The following is a 22,553-nucleotide window of genomic DNA, read 5'->3' as shown; positions in this document are numbered from 1 at the left end:
CTGCAATCCTGCCCCATGACTGGTCCAGGTCATGAGCCTTATGGCTCTGTTAGCATGACGGTAAGCACCCTGTGCGCCGTCTCATGCCAGCGGGCATTCGCCCGAAATATCGCATTCTCTTTTAGAAAGCGGCTATCCGCTTCTCAGAATGCCTTAAGGTATTCCTTTAGTGCGCATCTGAAAAACGCGCTCTAAATCAAACGGGCGACGCTTTGAGGCGCCGCCCGATTTTTAACGTTAGCGGCGCAGGCCCAGACGGGAAATCAGCGCCTGGTAACGTGCCTGGTCGATGCCCTTGACATAGTCAAGAAGACGACGACGCTGCGAAACCAGCTTCAAAAGGCCGCGACGCGAATGATTGTCATTCTTGTGGCCCTTGAAATGATCTGTAAGGTTAGAAATACGCTCGGAAAGAACGGCAACCTGTACTTCAGGAGAACCGGTATCGCCTTCCTTGGTGGCGTATTCCTTGATAAGAGCTTGCTTGCGCTCAGCAGTAATCGACATCGTACACCCTTTCTTGATGAGAGGAAAAAGAGACGCCCAGGCCGGGATGTCGTCCAGCGCGGGCCATTTAAACGATCAGACAATTAATTCATAAGATCGCTGATGGGGCATATAGTGCAAAATTGGCAATAATACCAGCATCAAATAAACACTGATATTATCTGAGTTAATTTAACCAGAGCGCCATGCGTTCTTCAGGACGCACAAAGGACGCCCTGAACTATTGAAACGACACATCGTGCTTTCCAGAAATCAATTACGATTTTTGGAAAGCTGCTGTTGTGAACACACGCTTTGGCTTGAACTGGCCCTGCTCGATATAGCCAATTGCCAGCAATTTACCATGGGTCGTGACACAAGCCTCATCGGCTTCAAGCGGCGCATCACGGCCACGAATGATCACCGGATTACCAAGACGAACACGCTGCGCCTGATCATCCGACAGGGCAACCTGTGGCAGGCAATCAAGTGCTGCTCCTGTCTCGATGATCAATGCATCCATTGCCGAGAAGTCGCGGCGTGGCGCAGGCTGCTCTGCAACCTCGGCTTCCGACGCTTCAGCACCTTCTTCCTTTTTCGGCGGCAGCGGTGGCCATGCTTCTTCAAGCTCTGCCAGCGTTACCAGATCCTCTTCGGTGAAGGGAGCCACTTCAATGCGGCGCAAATCTGAAATATGCCCATAACAGCCAAGATCGCGGCCCATATCACGCGCAAGCGAGCGAACATAGGTGCCCTTGGAGCACTCAACTTCAAATTCGGTACGGTTTTCATCGGCAAAATCGACGATCTCAAGACGATCAATCTCGACTTCACGGGCCGGAATTTCTACCGTTTCGCCTTCCCGTGCCAGATCATAGGCGCGTTCACCCCCGATCTTGATGGCAGAGAACTGCGGCGGAATCTGCGAGATAACACCGGTATAATTTGGCAGCAGGGCTTCAATATCCGCGCGTGATGGACGCTTGTCGGAGTTTTGGGTGGCAACGCCCTCCAGATCATCCGTCGAACGCTCTTCACCCCAGCTGACAGTAAAACGATAAACCTTGGTGCCATCCATGACATAAGGCACGGTCTTAGTGGCTTCGCCCAGTGCAATTGGCAACATGCCGGATGCAAGCGGATCAAGTGTTCCTGCATGTCCTGCTTTTTCAGCATTGAAAAGCCACTTGATCTTTGAAACAGCTTCCGTCGAACCCATACCTTTTGGCTTGTCAAAAATAACCCAGCCAGAAACCGGACGGCCTTTTTTCTTGCCCCGTCTTGCCATGCTTTATGCGTCTCCATTGCGGGAAGCATCGTCCGCTTCACCGTTTTCATCATTGTCACGTCCAAGGTCACGCGCTACTTCCGGCGAACGCAAAAGCGCATCGATCTTTGAAAAATTGTCAAAGCTCGTATCTGCACGGAAGCGGAATTCCGGCATGTATTTCATCTGGCTCAAGCTTGGAGCAATGCGACCACGAATGAATTTCGCATTGGCCGCCAGCGCCTTGATAATCGCCTGTGCATCTGTGTTGCCAAGCGGCGTGATGAAACAGGTTGCGATTTTCAAATCAGGCGACATGCGGACTTCCGACACGGAAATTACCGTGCGCTCGATCAGATCATCGCGGATTTCACCGCGCATGAGCACTTGTGCCAAAGCATGGCGAACCTGCTCGCCTACACGAAGCTGGCGCTGCGAAAGACCGCCCGATCCTTTCGGGTCCGGAGAACGTGCCATAATTTTATCCTCGATAAACAGCCATTGACCGACAACAACCATGAAGGCTGAGCGGTAAAACAACTACAAAATGATAAACTCGACCTACCACAATCCAGATGGGAGTCAGACCCTCGGAACCGGGCAATGAAAAACCGGACCATCCAATCAGGGACGGTCCGGCACAAGATATTACAGCGTGCGCGTAATGTGTTCGACGCGGAACGCTTCGATCGTATCGCCTGCGCGAATATCGTCGTAGTTTTCAAATGCCATGCCGCATTCCTGACCCATTGGCACTTCCGCCACTTCATCCTTGAAGCGCTTGAGTGTCTTGAGCTTGCCTTCATGGATAACCACGTTGTCACGGATGAGGCGGACACCTGCACCACGCTCAACCTTGCCATCAACAACACGGCAACCGGCAACCTTACCAACCTTGGTAATATTGAAGACTTCAAGAATTTCGGCATTACCAATGAAGGTTTCACGGCGTTCCGGCGACAACAGACCCGACATCGCTGCCTTAACATCTTCGATCAGATCGTAAATGATGTTGTAGTAGCGGATTTCAGTACCCTGCTGATCGGCAGCATCACGCGCCTGCTTGTTGGCACGAACGTTGAAGCCGATGATTGCAGCATTGGAGGCTTCGGCCAGCGACACGTCACTTTCCGTAATACCACCCGCACCCGAATGAACGATACGAGCCCGTACTTCGTCAGTGCCCAGCTTATCGAGAGCGGTAATAATCGCTTCGACCGAACCCTGCACGTCACCCTTGATGACAAGCGGGAATTCCTTGGTGCCATTGACCTGCAACTGGCTCATCATCTGCTCAAGCGAGCCACGCTGACCAGTCTGACGGGCAACAGCCTTGTCACGAGCGAGACGCTGACGATATTCAGCAATTTCACGCGCCTTGGCTTCGTTCTGAACAACCGCAAAGCGATCACCAGCCTGAGGTGTGCCCTGAAGACCAAGGATTTCAACAGGCATTGCAGGACCGGCTTCCTTGACATGATTGCCATGGTCATTGACGAGTGCGCGGACGCGCCCCCATTCATTACCGGCAGCAATAATATCGCCCGGATGCAATGTCCCCTTCTGAACCAGAACGGTTGCAACCGAACCACGGCCACGATCAAGCTGGGCTTCGATAACAACGCCTTCAGCGGTACGTTGCGGATCTGCCTTGAGATCAAGGATTTCAGCCTGCAACAGAACGGCTTCAAGCAGCTTGTCGAGGTTCAGCTTCTTCTTGGCCGAAACCTCAACGTCAAGCACTTCACCGCCCATGGATTCAACAAAAACATCGTGCTGAAGCAGAGCAGTACGAACCTTCTGCGCATCGGCTTCCGGTTTGTCGATCTTGTTGATTGCAACAATGATCGGAACATTGGCTGCCTTGGCATGATTGATCGATTCAATCGTCTGCGGCATGACGCTGTCGTCAGCTGCAACCACCAGAATGGCAATATCGGTTGCCTGGGCACCACGGGCACGCATCGCAGTAAACGCAGCATGGCCCGGCGTATCGATGAAGGTAATCTTATGGCCGTTCTGCTCGACCTGATAAGCACCGATATGCTGTGTGATGCCACCGGCTTCACCTGAAACAACATTGGCCTGACGAATCGCATCAAGAAGCGAGGTCTTACCGTGATCCACGTGACCCATGATGGTCACGACCGGAGGACGCGAAACGAATGCACCTTCATTATCAACAACGTCGAAAATACCTTCTTCAACGTCCGATTCAGCAACACGCTTAACCGTATGACCAAATTCTTCAGCGATCAGCTGTGCCATATCGGCATCGATCACATCGCCCGGCTTCATCATCTGGCCCTGTTTCATCAGGTATTTGATGATGTCGACTGAACGTTCAGTCATACGCTGTGCAAGTTCCTGAAGCGTAATTGTTTCAGGAATAACCACTTCACGCGAAATCTTTTCGCGGGTTTCCTGCATCTGCGAACGCTTGAACTTTTCCTGACGACGGCGCATTGCCGACAGCGAGCGGGAACGACCTTCATCTTCCAGATTGCTGGAGATGGTCAGCTTGCCACGACGGCGATCGTCTTCACCCTTGACAACCTTTGGTGTGCGCACTTCAGGCTTTGCCGGAGCACCACGGCGTGCACCTGCGGGACCACGACGGTCATCATCGTCCTGACCTGCACCCGGCTTGCGCTGCTGGCTTTGCGGCAGCGGCTTGTTTGCTGTTGGAATAACGTCTGCGATGGCAGGAGACGCCGAACGCTGGCCCTGCTGAGGACGGCCAGATTGCTGCGGGCGACCCTGCGATGCCGGACGGGAATCATCACGACGCTCTGTGCGTGCATCCGTTTGCGGCGCACGCTTTGCAGCTTCTGCTGCGGCACGTGCCTTGGCTTCTGCTTCCGCCTTGATGCGTGCTTCTTCCTCTGCCTGACGGCGAGCGGATTCTTCACGCTCCTTGGCACGACGGGCATCTTCCTCAGCGCGGCGCTTGGCTTCTTCTGCCGCGCGCGCACGATCTTCCGCATCACGAACCAATGCACCTTCCAGTGCACGGCGGCGGGCATCCATTTCAGAACGGGACAAAGTATTGAGCACCATGCCAGAACGATCTGACTGGCGTGGACGCTGCTGCTGGCCCGAACGCTGTTGACCACGAGACTGCTGCTGGCCCGGGCGCTGTTGCTGTGCTGTCTGCGGACGCTGTGCAGGTGCTGCCGATGCAGGTTTCGGCGCTGCAGGTTTTGGCGACTGTGAAGCAGGCGGTGTTGCAGGTGCCGCAGGTTTTGCCGCTACCGGAGCAGGCGCAGCGACAACCGGGGCTGCCGGAGCCGAAGATGGTGCTGGCGCCGAGGCTGAGGTTGGGGCTGACGCTGGGGCTTGCGTTGGTGTTGGTGCCGCAGCAACTGGTGCAGGCGCAACCGGAGCAGGAGCAGCAGGCTTTGGTGCCGCAGCTTCCACTTCAGGCTTCTCATCAGGCCGTGAGAATTTACGCTTTTTCGTTTCAACGACGACAGCCTTTGTGCGACCGTGGCTGAAATTCTGGCGCACGGTGCTCTGCTCAACCCCTGGCCGCTTGATAGTCAGCGTCTTCTTGGAATTGACGCTCAGCGTCTTATCGTCGTTAGTTTTATCGCTCATTACGTTTCCGTTTCCTTCGCAGCCGCAGCCGCTTTACCCGAGCATCATTCACCGCGATCAGATCATTTTGAATAATGCTCCGGTCATCCACTTCAGCGCATAATAGGGTCAGACCAATCAGGCCAATTATCCAGTTATGCTCCAGAGCGGATCCCGTCTCGTCGGGTTTCAAGAGAACCGCTCTACTAATTTACCACACAGCAGTATCGGACTGCTATCTCAACTCGCCGTTTCAAATCACCATTTCAAATCGATGCGCTTTCGCCCCGATATCTATGTAATAAAAGCAACCTTTGCACGACGCCGGCTGCTGCCTTTGTGTCGAGTACGGCTGCATGTATCACATTTCCACCCCCAAATGCCAAATCCATTTCTTCTCCTTTGAAAAGAGAAAAGGCCGGAATTTCGGGGCCATCCATATGCACGACCACGCGACGGGCCTGATCAAGCTTGCGCACACCGTCAGAAGCGGCTTCCTGCGCATGCAAAACCAATGCCGCCTGACCCGAGCGGATTGCCTGATCAACCTTGGTTGAACCAGACACGACAGCACCGGATTTACGCGCCAATGCAAGACTGCCCAACGCGGATTTCGTCAGCAACCGGTCAACCAGTGCGCCAAGATCCTGCTGTGGCTTTACATCATCTTTCAGCGCCCGCGCAAAAAGCTTGCGCTTGACGGCTTCATCCACCAGTCGCCGTTCTGCCTTAACCCAACAGCCCCTGCCCGGCAGGTTACGCTTGAGATCAGGCACAACCGAACCATCAGGCCCGGCCACAAAACGGATCAGATCATCCGCAGAACCACTTTCACGTGTGACGATACAGGTTCTGTCATTCATATCCTGCTCCACACGCAATGCCGGTTTTGCCATAAACTGCCTTTTTACTCAATTTCAGGACTGGTCCAAAACTGGTCCAGAACTTATTAAAGAACTGGCAGCGACCTAGCAGAGCTAACGCCACATCACAATATCAAACTCTAACAAGAGCGCAGAGCCGCATCATTTACACCCGATTTGCATCAGACAACAGTGATGCGGCTCCATTTTTTACGACGCGGCTTCTTCTTCACCACCTTCTACAGCTTCGTCAGCTTCAACCGCAACCAACTCTTCTTCGGTGATCCAGCCAGCCTTCAGGCGTGCAGTCAGAATCATCTGTTCGGCATCAACGCGGGAAACATCAAATGATGACAGGATACCACTGTGATTAATGGTTTCACCGTCCTTGCGTTCACGCCAGCCGACGAGATCGTCAACCGCATAACCGGCAAAATCTTCGATATTCTTCACACCGTCTTCACCGACAGCCACAAGCATTGCAGTGGTCAGGCCCGGAAGTTCGCGAAGTTCATCTTCAACGCCCAGTTCCTTGCGACGATCATCCTGCTCGGTTTCAATACGTTCCAGAAATTCGCGTGCGCGTTCCTGAATTTCCCCGGCAGTCTCATCATCAAAGCCGTCGATGGAAGCGATTTCGCCCGGCTCAACATAAGCAATTTCCTCAACCGAGGCAAAGCCTTCCGATGCCAGAACCTGACCAACCATTTCGTCAACATTGAGTGCTTCCATGAAGAGGTTCGAACGTTCGGCAAACTCTTTCTGGCGGCGATCAGATTCTTCGTCTTCAGTCAGAATGTCGATATCCCAGCCAGTCAGCTGCGAAGCAAGACGCACATTCTGACCGCGACGACCAATTGCCAATGATAATTGGTCATTGGGAACGACAACTTCAATACGTTCCGCATCTTCATCAAGAACAACCTTGGCAACTTCAGCAGGCTGAAGCGCATTGACGATGAAGGAAGCCGCATCCGGCGACCACGGAATAATATCGATCTTTTCGCCCTGCAATTCAGCAACAACCGCCTGCACACGCGAACCACGCATACCAACGCAGGCGCCAACCGGATCAATCGATGCATCACGCGAGACAACGGCGATCTTGGCACGCGATCCCGGATCACGGGCCACCGACTTGATTTCAATGATACCGTCGTAGATTTCCGGCACTTCCATGTTGAAAAGCTTAGCCATGAAAGATGGATGGGTGCGCGAGAGGAAAATCTGCGGACCGCGCTGTTCGCGACGAACATCGTAAACATAGGCGCGGATGCGATCACCATAACGGAACGCCTCACGCGGGATCAGTTCGTCACGGCGCACAATGGCTTCACCACGACCAAGATCAACGATCACATTACCATATTCAACGCGCTTGACGGTGCCGTTAACGATTTCGCCAACACGATCCTTGAATTCGTCATACTGACGGTCACGCTCGGCTTCGCGCACCTTCTGCACGATAACCTGCTTGGCCGACTGGGCAGCAATGCGGCCAAAATCCATTGGCGGCAACTGATCGGCGATAAAATCACCAACCTGTGCATCAGGATTGCGGTCACGTGCAGTAAACAGCGAAATCTGTGTGGAATAATCCTCGACGATTTCAACCACCTCAAGCAGACGCTGAAGCTTGATCTCGCCGGATTTCGCATTGATGTCGGCGCGGATATTGCTTTCCTGACCGTAGCGCGAACGCGCGGCTTTCTGGATCGCATCGGCCATGGCCGAGAGAACAATCTCCCGGTCAATCGACTTCTCGCGTGCAACCGCATCGGCGATCTGCAGAAGTTCCAGCCTGTTTGCACTGACTGCCATAGGTCTCTCCTTGGTGACGCATCCGATCATCTTGTGAAAGAGGATGCCTGAAACTCACTTTGAAACTTATTTCTTTTCTGGTTCAGTTTTTGCTGACCCAGCATCTTCCGTCTTATCGTTCTCGTCAGCACCCAGATCATCGCCCAGATTATCATTAGGAATGCGGCCTTCACGCAGAGCCTTGTCCTTGCGCAGCGCATCACGGATCAGATCATCGGTAAGGACCAGACGCGCATCTGAAATCAGCTCGAACGGGATACGGACAACAGGTTCATTTCCATAAGAAATCTGATCACTCTCGATCACGATGGAATCTTCAGATGCCGTTTCATCAACCACGATACGGCCACGAAATTTCTTGCGTCCTTCGTGCACGATCGACGTTTCAACCCTCGCAATATGCCCGGCCCAATCGGTAAAATCAGACTTGCGAACCATCGGGCGGTCAATGCCCGGCGACGAAATTTCAAGATGATACTTGCCGCTGATGGGGTCTTCGACATCCAGAACAGGAGCCACTGTGCGGCTTAGCAGTTCACAATCTTCAACCGTCATCGTGCCATCAGGACGCTCTGCCATGATCTGCAATGTCTGGCCATTGAGACCGGAAAGGCGCACACGCACAAGGCGGAAACCCAGCGTATTGATCACCGGTTCCACAATGGATGCTACTTTTGCATCGATGCCGGTTTCGCGGATGATACGCTCATCTGCAGTTACGGCATCTGCAGTTACGACATCTGCGGTTACGGCTTCAACTGCCTGTTCGTGTTCGCTCACTCGATAAACCTTCTTTACAGGGTCGCAGGTAACAAAAAAGAGCGGGTCCGGGAGGGCCCACTCTTGTTCAAACGACCAAGAATTTGAAACTTATATACCAGCCGGTGTTGATTTTTTCAAGAGCTGCATCGGAGATAGATCACTTGCGGATAAATGTAAGATAAGCCGCTGTGCGACCTTCGCGAAAAGCCTTGGCTTCATAACGCGTGCCCGGCCAGCCATCATAAGCATTTTTCCAGTCATCCGGGCCTTGCGCCTGCCATTCGAAAGCCGGATGTCTGCGGCAATGCTGCAATGTCCAGTTCACATAATGTTCAATATCTGACGCAAAACGGAATTTCGCGCCGGGTTTCAACAAACGCGCGAAGCGGTCGAGATTGGCATCACTCACAAAACGACGCTTCCAATGACGACGCTTGTGCCATGGGTCAGGATAGAACAGATCAATGCCTGCAAGCGATGCATCAGGCAGCCAATCAAGAAGATCGGTCGCATCCTCATCATATAAACGAAGATTAGTACGTGGTGCTTCATGAAGGGCAGCCAGCATTTTGGCCATGCCGTTGACGAATGGCTCGACACCAATAAAACCGGTCAGCGGATAACGCCCACTCTCATGATAGAGATGCTCGCCACCGCCGAAGCCGATTTCCATGCGCACATTTTCAACTGGCGCATCAAACAATGTCCGCAGGTCCTGTGGAGCGGACCTGCCGAGATCAAGTTTCAGACGCGGCAGCAAATCCTCAAACAGATTATTCTGATGCGGACGCAGTGGCTTGCCATGACGACGGCCAAAAAAATTTCCGGCCGCGCGTACAGGATGGGATTCATTATTCATTTAGGCTCAGACTGAAAGCGCAGCCTTCAATGCCTTGGTGAGATCGGTCTTTTCCCATGAGAAAGAACCATCCCGACCCGCCTTGCGACCAAAATGGCCATAAGAAGAAGTCTTGGCATAGATAGGCTTGTTAAGATCAAGATGTTTGCGGATGCCGGTTGGGGAAAGATCCATAACCTTGCGCAACGCGTCCTCGACAGCCGCTTCATCCACTTTGCCGGTACCATGCAGGTCCACATAGACTGAAAGCGGCTGTGCGACGCCGATAGCATAGGAAAGCTGGATCGTGCAGCGGTCTGCAAGATTGGCGGCAACGACATTTTTAGCGAGATAACGCGCAGCATAGGCTGCGGAACGATCGACCTTGGTCGTATCCTTGCCGGAAAATGCACCGCCACCATGGGGCGCTGCACCGCCATAGGTGTCCACGATAATCTTGCGGCCTGTCAGGCCCGCATCACCATCCGGTCCGCCGATCACGAACTTGCCGGTCGGGTTGATGTACCAGCTGCAATTTTCTGCAATCGGCAGATCACCCAATGCTTCGCGGATATAAGGCTCGACAACGGAACGAACCTTTTTGGAATCCCAGCTTGCATCAAGATGCTGCGTGGAAAGGACGATTTGCGTTACTTCAGCAGCCTTGCCGTTTTCATAGCGCACTGTGACCTGGCTCTTGGCATCAGGGCCAAGCTTGCCCGGATCACCTTCACCTTTGTGCCGGGCCTCTGCCAGCTTTTCGAGAATCTTGTGCGAATAATAAATCGGTGCAGGCATAAGATCAGGCGTTTCACGGCAGGCATAGCCGAACATGATACCCTGATCGCCCGCCCCCTCTTCGCCCTGACGATCGGCTGCATTATCCACGCCCTGGGCAATATCAGCTGACTGCGGATGCAAAAGCACGTCAATCTTGACCGTACGCCAGTTAAAACCATCCTGCTCATAACCGATTTCACGGATAGCCTTGCGGGCAGCCGAGCGGAAGCGTGACGGGTTGATCAAAGGATGGCCTGCCTTGTCACAGGCAATTGAACCATCCTTATTCTTCTTCAGGAAAGTCTCAGGCACACGGACTTCACCGGCAATAACTACACGATTGGTCGTGGCAAGCGTTTCGCACGCGACACGGACAGACCAGGGATCAACGCCGGTGCGGCGTGCTTCCTTATAGATCATGTCTACGATTTCATCGGAAATACGGTCGCAAACCTTGTCCGGATGACCTTCGGACACAGATTCGCTGGTGAAGAGATAAGAACTGCGCGACACGGGTAACCCCTCTTGAAAATCCAACGGAACCAACGCCCGTCATGGAAACACAGTAGCGCCCGGGACTGTTTCATCATGGTCCGGGTACATTATTGTGTTAGCGAAGTTAGGATTAAACCGTCAATGTATATTCTTGTTACGATACCATATGCCGGAAAAAAATCTTTCCAGCATATGGTTTATAAACATTATGAATGGAATATCCTGCCGGGTTTCGGTCAGGACATAACCATTATTGAGCGCTGGCCTTGATTGCAAACCCGGTTCGCAGTTCCGGCAACAACAGCTTTATTCGCTGTCAGCAGCGAGCGACTTCACAAGATCGATGATCTTACGGCGAACTTTTGGATCTGAAATCTTGGTGAATGCGCGGGTAAGCTGAACGCCTTCATTGGAACTAAGAAAATCAACGACATAAGTCGCTTCATTATCCTCAGCGAAACCAGCCTGTGTATTTGTCGTTGAACCCGGTGCATCTTCGAAAAAGAAGGAAACCGGAACATTCAGAATTGAGGAAATTGCCTGAAGACGACTTGCACCAACGCGGTTGGTGCCTTTTTCATATTTCTGAATCTGCTGGAAAGTAATGCCAAGGCTTTCGCCTAATTTTTCCTGACTGAGGCCGAGCATATTGCGGCGAAGACGAATGCGGCTGCCCACATGCACATCAATGGGGTTGGGCTTCTTCTTATTCTCAATCATACAACTTCACTCCTCGCGACCGCGAGCTTTCATTCATGTACTGTTCATATGAACAGGGGTAAAAATCATTGTGGGGAGGTAGTCTGACTGGTTTTCAGAAGAAACCGTCACCGCCCGGGTATAACAACGTAACAAAATTGCCATGTCAATGAAAACGCTTGCGCAAAAACAGTCTCAACCACACGCATATGGCGAATAGTGCCAATAGAATCACAAGAGTATGTTTGCCGGTTGGCGCGGTGCCCCAAAATGGGACACGTTCTTCAGGCAAGTAGGCATCAATCACCCCTACAGCGTCCAGAGGCAATTTCTGGATGATTCGGCCATAAGCATCCACAACGGCAGATATACCATTATTGGCAGAACGAACGAGGGGCAGTCCCTGCTCGACAGAACGCACCTGCGCCTGCCGAAAATGCTGATAAGGTCCGGGCGTATCGCCATACCATGCATCATTGGTGACGTTGACAATCGCTGTCACCTTTCGCCCGGTATAGGAGAGTTCATCCGGGAAAATCGCCTCATAACAAATCAGCGGAAGAAATGTTTGTCCTTCCATGACATTGATTGCATGACGCGCCTTGGCAGCAGTAAAACCACCCGGCATCTCGACAACTTCCTGAAGACCCAAACTGCGAAGAAACCGCTCGAATGGCAGATATTCTCCGAACGGAACCAGATGAACCTTATCGGTATAATCAATGATCTTGCCGTCACCATCAATCGTCAGGATTGAATTATAATAGCGCGGATCACGCCGCGGCACGCGTTCTTCACGCACCGCACCAGTTAACAGCACCTGATCATCATCAATCACCTCGGCGATGCGTTCAAGCGCATCCGGTGTCAATGAAAGAATATAGGGAACGGCCGTTTCGGGCCAGATCACCACATCCGGCTTTGGATCACCCTCTGCCGGTTGCTGTTTGGTCATGGCGATAAATTTATCGAATATCGCACGCCGCTCGTCATTGTCCCATTTCAGGCTCTGGGAAATGGAAGGCTGCACGATGCGCATCGAAAGCGTCGTCCGATCAGTGTCGAGCGCTGGCGCATTCGACAAGACCCATGCTCCGAAGCCAATATGCGCGGCAACGAAAACAATTGCCAGTCCCAAGCCGGCCTTTGCAAAACGTCCGCCACTCAAAAGCGCAGGGGCTGAAAACACGAAAGCTGCAAACACACTCATTCCGACAAGGCCTACAATCTCGACAGATTGCATCATCATCGGCGTTGGCATCAGCGCATAGCCAAGCGCATTCCATGGAAATCCTGTGAATGCAAATGTTCGCAGCCATTCGGCAAAGCCAAAACCAAGGGCCATTGCAAAGATACGCCCGATTCCGGGAGACCAGAAAAGCCGCGCAACCATTGCGGCCAATCCGTAGAAAATTGCCAGAAATGCCGGAAGACCAAGCACTGCGAGCGGTATGGCCCAGGCAAATTGTTCAGCATCAACGAGAAGAGCAGCACCGATCCACCATAGACCGGACACAAAATAACCAAGGCCAAACCACCAGCCAATCAGTCCGGCAGGGAAAAAGCGGCGAAGCGACCCTTTTTCCCTATCTGGAACAGCCCCATCAATCAGCCAGACGAGAAACGGAAATGCGATGAAGCCTGCTATGAAAATATCAAAGGGCGGTTGCGTCAGGGTTGCGAATGCGCCGCTGAGAAAAGCGACCAGCGCACGCCGCCAGCCGCTCAAAGCCGCTATTTTCCCTGCAAGCCCCTCGAACATCAGCCCTCTTTGATCACTTGAGATCCATCATTACCCTCTAATGGAAGCATTACACCCTGCCGCTGGCCGTGGCTATCCGCTTCGGACAATGGCACGATACGAACCTGTTTTACACGGCGCGGATCAACCTCCAGCACATGAAATTCATATCCCGGAATTGCCTGAACCACTTCGCCGCGCACCGGAATACGTCCAAGCACAGAAAAAATCAGACCGCCAACCGTGTCCACATCCTCACCATGCTCGCCCACCTCAAAGGAAGGACCAATCTTCTGGGCCAGCTCTTCAAGGTCAGCGCGTGCATCGACAACAAACACGCCGTTGGCTTCCTCAGAGATCATGATGTCTTCATCATCATGCTCGTCTTCGATGTCACCAACAACCATTTCAACAATGTCTTCGAGCGATGCCAGCCCATCGGTGCCGCCATATTCATCAATGACCAGCGCCATCTGGATATGCGCCGCCTGCATTCGCGCCATCAATCCGCTCGCCATCATGGATGGTGGGACAAACAGCACCTTGCGCATGAGATCAAGTTCACCAATGGTTTTCGTGAGATCCACACGCCCCATGTCAAAATTGGCAGCACTCGTCTCATCCGTCTTCTGACGGGCTTGCTGTGTAATATAATTGAGCACATCGCGGATATGAATCATGCCGCGCGGATCATCCAGTGTTTCCGCATAAACAGGCATGCGCGAATGGCCGGAGCTTTCAAACAGTTCCAGCGCTTGCCAAAGAGGGGTGGTAATTTCAATCGCCACCACATCGGCACGTGGAATCATCACGTCTTCAACGCGAATTTCCCGCAGGCGCAGAATATTATTAAGCATCGCCTTTTCTTCAGGCGAAAAAACCGAGTCCTGCTCGCTTTCAGTGCTTGAAAGCGCATCAGCCAGATCTTCACGCAAGGACGATGAATGGCGCGAACGCATAAAGGGAAAAATATTTGCCAGAAGGGAACGCTTTTCGCTCAATTGTGAGCGCTGCGTACTTTGCCCCTCAGTGTCTTGTGTGTCGCTTCGGCTATCGCCAGCGGTTGAGGAATTGTTGTGGTCAGCCATGATCAATCTGTTTCAACGTTTAAATCGGATACAGCATAAGGGTCGGGGATGGCAAGAGCATGAAGGATTTCGCGCTCGCGGCGTTCCATTTCTTCCGCCTCCTCTTCCGTCTCGTGATCGTAACCCAAAAGATGCAAGAATCCATGCACCACGAGATGGGTGAGGTGATTATCGAACGGCTTGCCCTCTGTGAGAGCCTCGCGCTCAACCGTTTCACGCGCAATGATGATATCACCAAGCATCGGACCGGGTTGCCCGCCAGCCTTCACAGGATAAGCAGGAAAAGACAGAACATTGGTCGCCTTGTCTTTGTTGCGCCACTCGGCATTGATTTTACGGATGGAGGCATCGTCGGTAAAAACCAGACTAAGCTCGCTCTTGGCGGGTTCAAGCCGGAGATTATCCCAGGCCGCCTCGACGGAGCGGCTCACAAGCCCTTCAAGGGCTGTTTCTTCCGGCCAGTTGCCGGCCTCGATCATAATGTCGATCTGGATCGCGTTATCTGACACTTGTGCTGCGGCTTGCCATGAAACAGCCGCTCTATCCTTCCAGTTGTTAAAAAAGCGCCGTCCGCTGAAAAACGGACGGAATAGTTTAAATCGCCATTATTCTACATCAATACAAGAATAATTTTGAATTATTCTGATCTGGCATGTTTTTTGGCATCATTGTCATAAGCACTGACAATTGCAGCGACCAGTGGATGACGCACCACATCTTTCTCGGTAAAGCGCACCTTGACCACTGAATCCACACCTTCCAGCACACGCAGCGCCTCAACAAGACCCGATTTCTGGCCGGGTGGCAGATCGATCTGGCTTGGATCACCATTGACCATCATGCGCGAGCCTTCACCAAGACGGGTCAAAAACATCTTCATCTGCATCGATGTCGTGTTCTGCGCTTCATCCAGAATAACGGCGGAATGCGCCAATGTGCGACCACGCATGAAAGCAAGCGGTGCGATTTCGATCACACCAGCCGTGATAGCCCGCTCGACCTTTTCCGCAGGCATCATATCATAAAGCGCATCATAAAGCGGACGCAGATAAGGATCGACCTTCTCCTTCATATCACCGGGCAAAAAGCCCAGACGTTCGCCTGCTTCAACAGCCGGACGCGACAAAATGATCCGCTCGACCAGACCGCGCTCAAGCAACATGGCTGCATGGGCAACAGCCAGATAGGTCTTGCCCGTTCCGGCTGGCCCGACACCAAAAACCAGTTCCGAGCGTTCCAAGGCACGCATATAGGCGTCCTGAACCGGCGTGCGGGCAAAGATCGTCTTCTTGCGGGTGGAAATCTGCGCCGATGAAAGCTTGCCCTTGTTTTCAAGGGTTGGCAGCGTCAGCTGATCATCGGCAGCGATGGCCATGCGCAGTGCGCCATCCACATCGGATGGTCCAAGTTCATGGCCCTTCTGCAATGTTTCATAGAGATTATCCAGTGCACGCCGCGCCTGTTCGGTCGCTGTCGGCTCTCCGCGAATGGAAAGCTGATTGCCCTTCGAACGCACATCAACGCCGAGCTTCTGCTCAATGCGTGCCAGATTCTCATCGAACTGACCGTAAAGCGCACTGGCAAGCCGGTTATTGTCGAATGTGAGGACGATATGGGCCATATCGGAAGCCCCGGATGTGGCAGTTTTAGCAGAACTCGCAGCCGGGCTTGAAATTGTGTTTGTTTGCGTATGGACGGTTGGCTTGGCAGGCTTAAGTTTTTCCGTAGCGCTCAAACGCATCTCCCAAAGGTTCACGCATTGCAATCGCAGTACCAGCAGAATGTTCGGTCAAAGACTACGCACCGCGACTACTGCTTCAATGGCATCATGCGCCTAGACAAGCTTTTGCGCAATAAGACTATTGGTACCAGTCCCCGTAATTTTTACGCGGATAATTTCACCGACCTGATCATCATTATTATCGATGATCGCAGGCAAAAGCCATGGCGAACGACCAACCATCTGGCGCTCAAAGCGACCCTTCTTTTCCAGAAGCACATCCATTTCGCGGCCAACAAGTGAATCCTGAAAGGCATATTGCTGTTCATTGAGCAATGCCTGAAGGCGCTGCAAGCGCTCGTCCTTGACCGCCTCCTCCACATGATCGGGCAGATCAGCACCCGGCGTTCCGGGGCGTGGCGAATATTTGAACGAATAGGCTTGCGCGTAATGCACGTCGCGCACCAATTGCATCGTATCTTCAAAGTCCTGATCGGTTTCACCGGGGAAACCGACAATGAAATCCCCCGAAAGCGCCATATCCGGGCGCACTTCGCGGATACGCTCGACAAGACGGATATATTCATCGGCCTTGTGGCGGCGGTTCATGGCTTTGAGAATACGATCTGACCCGGCCTGAACCGGCAGATGCAGATAAGGCATCAGCTGACGCAGATCGCGATGCGCTGCAATCAAAGCATCATCCATGTCGCGCGGATGACTGGTTGTATAGCGAAGACGCGCCACTCCGGGAATACGTGCAAGGCGGAACAGCAATTCGCCAAGCCCCCATTCACGGCCATCATCACCCGCACCATGCCATGCATTGACGTTCTGGCCCAGAAGGGTCAGTTCACGTACGCCACTATCAGCAAGCCGCTCGGCTTCAGCGACAATCTGCGCAACACTGCGCGAGACTTCAGAGCCGCGCGTATAAGGCACCACACAAAAAGTGCAGAACTTGTCGCAGCCTTCCTGAACGGTCAGAAAAGCCGAAACACCACGCTTGCGGGTTTCTTCACGCTTTGGCGCCGGCAGATGCTCGAATTTGTCTTCGATCGCATATTCGGTTTCGACAACCTTTTCGCCGCGACGTACCCGCGCCAGCGCATTGGGCAGACGATGATAGGTCTGCGGTCCGATAACCAGATCGACATTGGGCGCACGGCGCAGAATTTCCTGTCCTTCAGCCTGTGCAACGCAACCGGCAACGCCAATGGTCAATTCCTTGCCATCCGGTCCGCGCTTATCCTTCATCTTGCGCAGGCGACCCAGCGCCGAATAAAGCTTTTCCGATGCTTTTTCGCGAATATGACACGTATTGAGCAACACCAGATCGGCATCATCCGGCGTGTCAGTCGTGACATAGCCTTCTTGCGCAAGGCTGTCCGCCATGCGCTGACTGTCATAGACATTCATCTGGCAGCCATAGGTTTTTACAAACACTTTACGTGTGTTGCTGCCATCTGATGTTTTTTGAATATCGGTCATGTTTTCGCTCATAGACGGCTATCTAGCGGTTTTATCATCGCTTTGAAAGGCGACAAACTTACCAAATGTCAATCTTCCGCGATCTCACGTCCCAGAAGCGAGGTCTGCAACAATACTCTCACCCGGCTTTCCATGCTGCGGGCCAGCGCCTTGCGGTCTGTTTCGGCTGTCACCACAATCGGCTCACCGAAACGTATTTCAACGTCAATTGCGCCTTCTTTCAAAATCCCCTTGAGATGCGGCATTAACTCAACATCACCCGGCCATGAGGCAATCGGTCGATGATAGCGGCCCATCGCCATGCCATGCACACCAGTATAGGCAATGGCGACCGGCTGCACGAGCACTTGCTCAACACCCGCTTCACGAATGGCTGCATGTGCTGCTCCAAAAAGCGCAGTTTTAAATGGCAAAACCCGATTGCCATCAGAAGTCGTCCCCTCCGGGAACAAAATCATCGCATCACCATCGGCCAGACGTTTTGCAATGTCGGAGGTTTGTTCGCCGGTCTTGCCGCGTCGCTCCCGCTCAACAAAGACCGTGCGTTGCAACACGGCAAAAAAGCCGAATACCGGCCAGTTTTTCACTTCCGACTTTGCAATGAAAGACACTTGTCCCGCTGCCGAAAGAACGACAATATCGCTCCATGATGTATGATTGGCGACCAGCAGCAGCGGTCTGTCTTCCGCCATCTCGCCAACAATCGTGATGCGAAAACCAAACAATCGTGCGATGATGCGGTGAAAGAAATTCGGCAGACGGCGCTTCCATGTATTTTTAAGCCGTAAAAACACATATTGTACCGGAATGAGCGACAGGCTGAGTGCAACCATCGCGCCCACGACCAGAATGATGCGGATTGCACCAATCATTGCGGCCTCACCAGATCGCGTCGCAAAATGAAAGCCGAAGAACGACCATTTTCTGTCTCATAATAGGCCGGGCGATCGCCAACCTTGTTAAAACCGATGCGTCGATAGAGAGCCAATGCCGCCACATTACTTTCATCAACTTCCAGAAACAGCGTTTCTGCCCGTTCCTGATAGAGATAACGCAAAACCGCATCCATCAATGCGCGGCCCACACCTTGTTTGCGCACATTATCGGAAACCGCAATCGTGAGAATTTCCGCTTCACCTGCAACCAGTCGTGCCAGCACAAAACCACAGGCCTTGTCCGGCTGACGATCAGGCCTGGCTACAAAGCCAAAAACATTATCCTGCGCAATCAGCGAGCGAAAATCATCCGAACTCCAGCCATGGTGAAAAGAAAGCGCATGGATACGCTGGATTTCTGCGCTATCGTGCACATCAAGAGGCTCGACCGAAACCGGTCTGCGGCCAAAGTGCTGTAGCAAAAAACCCAGCATCCTATTCTCCGCCCACCTTGCGCGGCAGCGCAAAACCGGTTTGGGGTTTTACATCCGGTCCACGCATATAAAGCGGTTTTGGCGCAGCACCCGGCTCACGCAATGCTGCAAGTTTGGCAAAAGTGCCAATCCGTCCCGTGGGTCCGGTTTGTGCCGTGCTGAATGTTCCGGCCAGAATCTCGTTAAGTGCAGCGGCGGCAGAACCAGCCAGTACCGTCTCTGAGGATTGCTGCCGGACAAGCGCCAGCGCCTCATCACGGGAGAGTACCATCGGGCCTGTTATAGCAAGCATATCCGCACCAAAAGCCTGCGCGTAGATTTCACCGCGATGCGCTTCAAACAGCACAAGAACCGGCTGCCCGGGGTGACTGATGGCCACTTCACAGGCAAGCGCATCAAAAGCACTGATCCCGATTGCCGGGCGTTCAAGCGCCAGCGCAAAACCGCGTGCTGCCGAAACTCCAATCCGCACACCGGTAAATGAACCCGGACCAATATTGACCGCCACGCGATCAAGCTCAGTCATGACAACAGCAGATTGAGCCATTGCCCGCTCTATATAGTCCATCAGCACTTCAGCATGACCTTTTCCGATATTCTCGCTGATTTGGGCAAGAACCATATCGGTGCCGGAATCATAAACTGCGGCAGCACACCAGGAAGAAGCGGTATCAAGGGCAAGTATCTTCATAAGCCACCGGGTAAATCAGAAATCGTTGTGCCACAAGTAAAACCCATGAAAAGAAATAAATTTACGGGAGTTTAAAGGAACAAAACTCAATGCAGAGCGTTTTAATGCTGGATGCGGGGTGGAATTCAATTACCCTGTCCGAACCGGCCTTACATTGAGATCCGGCGGGACGGTTTCAGAAAGCGAATCTGCTTTCACTCAGTGATGACCAATCACTGTTACATTAAGTCGGATCATATAAAGGATATGAGGATCAAATGTCCAAGAAGTCGATGCATGCAACCCGCAACGATCTTCCCTCCAATACCAAGACCACAATGATCGCGCTGCTGAATGAAAATCTGGCTGCGACCATTGATCTTGCCCTCATCACCAAGCAGGCGCACTGGAACCTTAAAGGTCCACAGTTCATTGCCGTGCATGAATTGCTCGATACGTTCCGTTCAGAGCTGGACGAGCACTCTGACACAATTGCTGAACGCGCTGTGCAGCTTGGTGGAACGGCCTATGGCACAACACAGGTTGTCGCCAAAGACACCAAGCTCAAAGCCTATCCGACCGATATTTATGCTGTGCACGACCATCTGGCAGAGCTGATCGAGCGCTATGGTGACGTGGCCAATCTCGTGCGCCAGTCTATCAAGGATGCGGATGAAGCCGGTGATGACACCACGGCAGATATTTTCACTGCCGCTTCGCGCAGCCTCGATAAGGCACTGTGGTTCCTGGAAGCCCATGTTCAGGAAAAGAACTGATTTTGACGCTCTGACGGTCTGCAAATGGCGTTTTTCTGCGTTTCCGGTGCTCATGTAGCTTTAAGTACATTCCGCTCCGGTTCTCGAAATCCACCATTTTCGACACGTCATAACACCAAAATGAATAGTCCTGCGACTGTAAAGAAAAGGCCGGGAAATTCCCGGCCTTTTCTATATCAATTGGCCCATTCGCCGCCACGCATGACAGGCTCGCGGCTGCCATCGGCATTAACACCATCAACGTCAATCTTGTCTGAACCGATCATCCAGTCGATATGGATCAGGCTCGAATTGCCACCCTGTGCTTTGATCTGTTCCGGCGTCAGTTTTGCACCATCGATAAAGCATTTCGAATAGCACTGGCCGAGCGCGATATGGCTCGCAGCATTTTCATCAAACAGGGTATTGTAAAACAAAAGTCCGCTCTGCGAGATTGGTGAAGAATGCGGAACCAGCGCCACTTCGCCCAGACGACGTGCGCCTTCATCTGTATCCAGAACCTTGTTGAGAACCTCTTCGCCACGGCTGGCGCTGGCTTCAACAATGCGGCCCGATTCAAAGCGGACAGAGATGTCATCAATCAGCGTGCCTTGATGCGACAGCGGCTTGGTGCTCGACACATGGCCATCAACGCGCAGTGCATGCGGTGTTGTAAACACTTCTTCGGTCGGGATATTCGGATTGCATGTAATGCCATTCTTGGCCGTTGATGCGCCGCCGTGCCATTTGTGGCCATCGGCAAGACCAACGGTCAGATCGGTGCCCGGTCCCTTGAAATGCAGGGCACTGTAAGCCTTGCCATTAAGATAGCGCGTACGGGTGCGCAATGCTGCATTATGTGCGGCCCATGCACCAACCGGATCATCGACATCAACACGCGAGGCTGCAAAAATCGCATCAGCCAGCTTGCGGGTTGCAACATCTGCCGTGTCTTCGGGGAACATCAGTTTCGCCCATTCCGGGTTCGGATAGGAAATGATGTTCCAGTTGATATCAAAGCCTGCAATCTTTTCCAGAGCCGGCTGGTAGGCTTTGGAATTGGCACGATTGGCGCGCGAAACCTTTGCCGGGTCCTGTGCAGATAAAAGCATTGGGTTATCAGCGGCAATTGCAAGACGGGCCGCACCATTGGCATAGGCCTTGGCCATGCCTTCATAGAGCCAGTCAGCAGCACGATCAAAGCTCGCATCAGATGCGTTTTCATAACGCGCCAGCGCAATCGCATCATCGGAGAAAAATGGCGTCACCAAACCCGCACCAGACTTATAAGCATGTTTGGCAATCAACCGCACAAGCGGTAAAGCAACAACAGGTGCTGTGATGACGAGGTCCTGCCCTTCGCGCAATTGCAAACCGACCCGCACGGCCACTTCGGCCAGACGTTCGAGTTTTACCGGATCTATAACGGGCGTGTTCATGTCATGTGCCATATGGCTGCAAGCCTCACCTTTGAAAGAATCAGTAGCAGTGTATCAGAAGGCATAATTTCACCACTATTTTTACTGCAATTGCACTATATTCATTGTGCGGCCGAATAAATTTTTGCTCAACGAAAGCAACAGTTATGAAGAAAAATGTGCTGATTATCCTTGGTTTGACAACCCTGCTTGCCAGCTGCCAGACCATGACACCTGAACAGCGCCGTGCAGCCGATGAAGAAACCTGCCGCAATTATGGTTTTAAACAAAAATCCGATAATTTTGCCAATTGCATGATGCGGCTTGATCTCGACCGCCGTGCAGATCGTCGTGCATGGCAAAACCAGCCTGACTTCTATGAAAGGCCAATGGTTATTTACCAGCCGGTGCCGGTTATTCTGAATAAATAAATCACACAGGCATTATTGGTTGAAAGAATTTCACTGCCGTGAGATATTTACTATTATTTTTTTCATTATTATTAATACAATTTCAGGAAATAATAAATGAATAATCTATTTTTTATATCTATACTCGTTTTACTTTTATCAGCATGCACCATCACTTCGATAGATTCGGACAGGGAAACCTGCGATGACCTGCAATTCCCGAGAGGCAGTACGGAATATTCGAATTGCCTTTTACAATTAGAGATTTCCCATCGCACAAACAGGGAAATACGCAACGCCG

At 52.4% G+C, this 22,553-nt stretch carries 21 protein-coding genes; 2 read left to right on the top strand and 19 right to left on the bottom strand.

Going from position 1 to position 22,553, the window contains the following annotated elements:
• Nucleotides 1-237 precede the first annotated feature (237 nt).
• The 18 genes from rpsO to tsaB form a co-directional block, all read right to left on the bottom strand.
• Nucleotides 238-507: a 30S ribosomal protein S15 gene (gene rpsO, locus FHY56_RS08605; RefSeq protein ID WP_140904762.1), complete on the bottom strand. Its 270-nt coding sequence runs from the start codon at nucleotides 505-507 to the stop codon at nucleotides 238-240.
• A gap of 256 nt (nucleotides 508-763) precedes the next feature.
• Complete coding sequence (truB, locus tag FHY56_RS08600) at nucleotides 764-1,774, bottom strand: tRNA pseudouridine(55) synthase TruB (protein ID WP_140904761.1); 1,011 nt, start codon at nucleotides 1,772-1,774, stop codon at nucleotides 764-766.
• Nucleotides 1,775-1,777: 3 nt separating this feature from the next.
• A complete protein-coding gene (rbfA, locus tag FHY56_RS08595) occupies nucleotides 1,778-2,230 on the bottom strand; it encodes a 30S ribosome-binding factor RbfA (RefSeq protein ID WP_140904760.1) in 453 nt (150 codons plus the stop codon).
• A gap of 171 nt (nucleotides 2,231-2,401) precedes the next feature.
• Nucleotides 2,402-5,353 (bottom strand): translation initiation factor IF-2, encoded by a 2,952-nt coding sequence (gene infB, locus FHY56_RS08590; protein ID WP_140904759.1) that lies wholly within the window; start codon nucleotides 5,351-5,353, stop codon nucleotides 2,402-2,404.
• Between the two features lie 245 nt (nucleotides 5,354-5,598).
• A complete protein-coding gene (locus tag FHY56_RS08585; protein WP_140904758.1) occupies nucleotides 5,599-6,228 on the bottom strand; it encodes an RNA-binding protein in 630 nt (209 codons plus the stop codon).
• A 177-nt stretch (nucleotides 6,229-6,405) separates the two neighbouring features.
• A complete protein-coding gene (gene nusA / locus FHY56_RS08580) occupies nucleotides 6,406-8,016 on the bottom strand; it encodes a transcription termination factor NusA (protein ID WP_140904757.1) in 1,611 nt (536 codons plus the stop codon).
• A 66-nt stretch (nucleotides 8,017-8,082) separates the two neighbouring features.
• The gene (gene rimP / locus FHY56_RS08575; protein ID WP_235889464.1) at nucleotides 8,083-8,718 is read right to left on the bottom strand and encodes a ribosome maturation factor RimP; all 636 of its coding nucleotides are present in this window, start codon (nucleotides 8,716-8,718) and stop codon (nucleotides 8,083-8,085) included.
• Nucleotides 8,719-8,935: 217 nt separating this feature from the next.
• Complete coding sequence (gene trmB / locus FHY56_RS08570) at nucleotides 8,936-9,637, bottom strand: tRNA (guanine(46)-N(7))-methyltransferase TrmB (RefSeq protein ID WP_140904755.1); 702 nt, start codon at nucleotides 9,635-9,637, stop codon at nucleotides 8,936-8,938.
• A gap of 6 nt (nucleotides 9,638-9,643) precedes the next feature.
• The gene (metK, locus tag FHY56_RS08565; RefSeq protein ID WP_140904754.1) at nucleotides 9,644-10,909 is read right to left on the bottom strand and encodes a methionine adenosyltransferase; all 1,266 of its coding nucleotides are present in this window, start codon (nucleotides 10,907-10,909) and stop codon (nucleotides 9,644-9,646) included.
• A gap of 288 nt (nucleotides 10,910-11,197) precedes the next feature.
• Entirely contained in the window at nucleotides 11,198-11,611 is a 414-nt protein-coding gene (locus FHY56_RS08560) for a helix-turn-helix domain-containing protein (RefSeq protein ID WP_140904753.1), read from the bottom strand.
• 145 nt (nucleotides 11,612-11,756) lie between these two features.
• Nucleotides 11,757-13,352 (bottom strand): apolipoprotein N-acyltransferase, encoded by a 1,596-nt coding sequence (gene lnt / locus FHY56_RS08555; RefSeq protein ID WP_140904752.1) that lies wholly within the window; start codon nucleotides 13,350-13,352, stop codon nucleotides 11,757-11,759.
• Entirely contained in the window at nucleotides 13,352-14,419 is a 1,068-nt protein-coding gene (locus FHY56_RS08550) for a hemolysin family protein (protein WP_235889453.1), read from the bottom strand. Before FHY56_RS08550 ends, lnt begins: the two co-directional genes overlap by 1 nt.
• Nucleotides 14,420-14,421: 2 nt before the next feature.
• Nucleotides 14,422-14,928 carry an rRNA maturation RNase YbeY gene (ybeY, locus tag FHY56_RS08545; protein WP_140904751.1) on the bottom strand — a complete coding sequence of 169 codons (507 nt, stop codon included), beginning with the start codon at nucleotides 14,926-14,928 and terminating at the stop codon, nucleotides 14,422-14,424.
• Nucleotides 14,929-15,056: 128 nt separating this feature from the next.
• The gene (locus FHY56_RS08540; RefSeq protein WP_193556771.1) at nucleotides 15,057-16,154 is read right to left on the bottom strand and encodes a PhoH family protein; all 1,098 of its coding nucleotides are present in this window, start codon (nucleotides 16,152-16,154) and stop codon (nucleotides 15,057-15,059) included.
• A gap of 99 nt (nucleotides 16,155-16,253) precedes the next feature.
• Complete coding sequence (gene miaB / locus FHY56_RS08535) at nucleotides 16,254-17,642, bottom strand: tRNA (N6-isopentenyl adenosine(37)-C2)-methylthiotransferase MiaB (protein ID WP_140904750.1); 1,389 nt, start codon at nucleotides 17,640-17,642, stop codon at nucleotides 16,254-16,256.
• 56 nt (nucleotides 17,643-17,698) lie between these two features.
• On the bottom strand, nucleotides 17,699-18,502 hold the full coding sequence (locus tag FHY56_RS08530; RefSeq protein WP_140904749.1) for a lyso-ornithine lipid O-acyltransferase: 804 nt from the start codon (nucleotides 18,500-18,502) through the stop codon (nucleotides 17,699-17,701).
• The gene (gene rimI, locus FHY56_RS08525; RefSeq protein WP_140904748.1) at nucleotides 18,499-18,999 is read right to left on the bottom strand and encodes a ribosomal protein S18-alanine N-acetyltransferase; all 501 of its coding nucleotides are present in this window, start codon (nucleotides 18,997-18,999) and stop codon (nucleotides 18,499-18,501) included. Before rimI ends, FHY56_RS08530 begins: the two co-directional genes overlap by 4 nt.
• Before the next feature lies 1 nt (nucleotide 19,000).
• On the bottom strand, nucleotides 19,001-19,690 hold the full coding sequence (tsaB, locus tag FHY56_RS08520) for a tRNA (adenosine(37)-N6)-threonylcarbamoyltransferase complex dimerization subunit type 1 TsaB (protein ID WP_140904747.1): 690 nt from the start codon (nucleotides 19,688-19,690) through the stop codon (nucleotides 19,001-19,003).
• Nucleotides 19,691-19,947: 257 nt separating this feature from the next.
• Between tsaB and dps the strand changes: the two genes are divergently transcribed.
• Entirely contained in the window at nucleotides 19,948-20,445 is a 498-nt protein-coding gene (gene dps, locus FHY56_RS08515) for a DNA starvation/stationary phase protection protein Dps (RefSeq protein WP_140904746.1), read from the top strand.
• Between the two features lie 176 nt (nucleotides 20,446-20,621).
• On the opposite strand, the gene FHY56_RS08510 is transcribed toward dps, so the two are convergent.
• On the bottom strand, nucleotides 20,622-21,875 hold the full coding sequence (locus FHY56_RS08510) for an aminopeptidase (protein WP_140904745.1): 1,254 nt from the start codon (nucleotides 21,873-21,875) through the stop codon (nucleotides 20,622-20,624).
• 134 nt (nucleotides 21,876-22,009) lie between these two features.
• Between FHY56_RS08510 and FHY56_RS08505 the strand changes: the two genes are divergently transcribed.
• Nucleotides 22,010-22,273, top strand: a complete 264-nt coding sequence (locus FHY56_RS08505; protein ID WP_140904744.1) for a hypothetical protein — start codon at nucleotides 22,010-22,012, stop codon at nucleotides 22,271-22,273.
• The last annotated feature ends 280 nt before the right edge of the window (nucleotides 22,274-22,553 follow it).

Origin of the sequence: Brucella gallinifaecis (assembly GCF_006476605.1) — a bacterium.
GTDB lineage: Bacteria > Pseudomonadota > Alphaproteobacteria > Rhizobiales > Rhizobiaceae > Brucella > Brucella gallinifaecis.
This window is presented reverse-complemented; position numbering and strand designations above follow the sequence as displayed.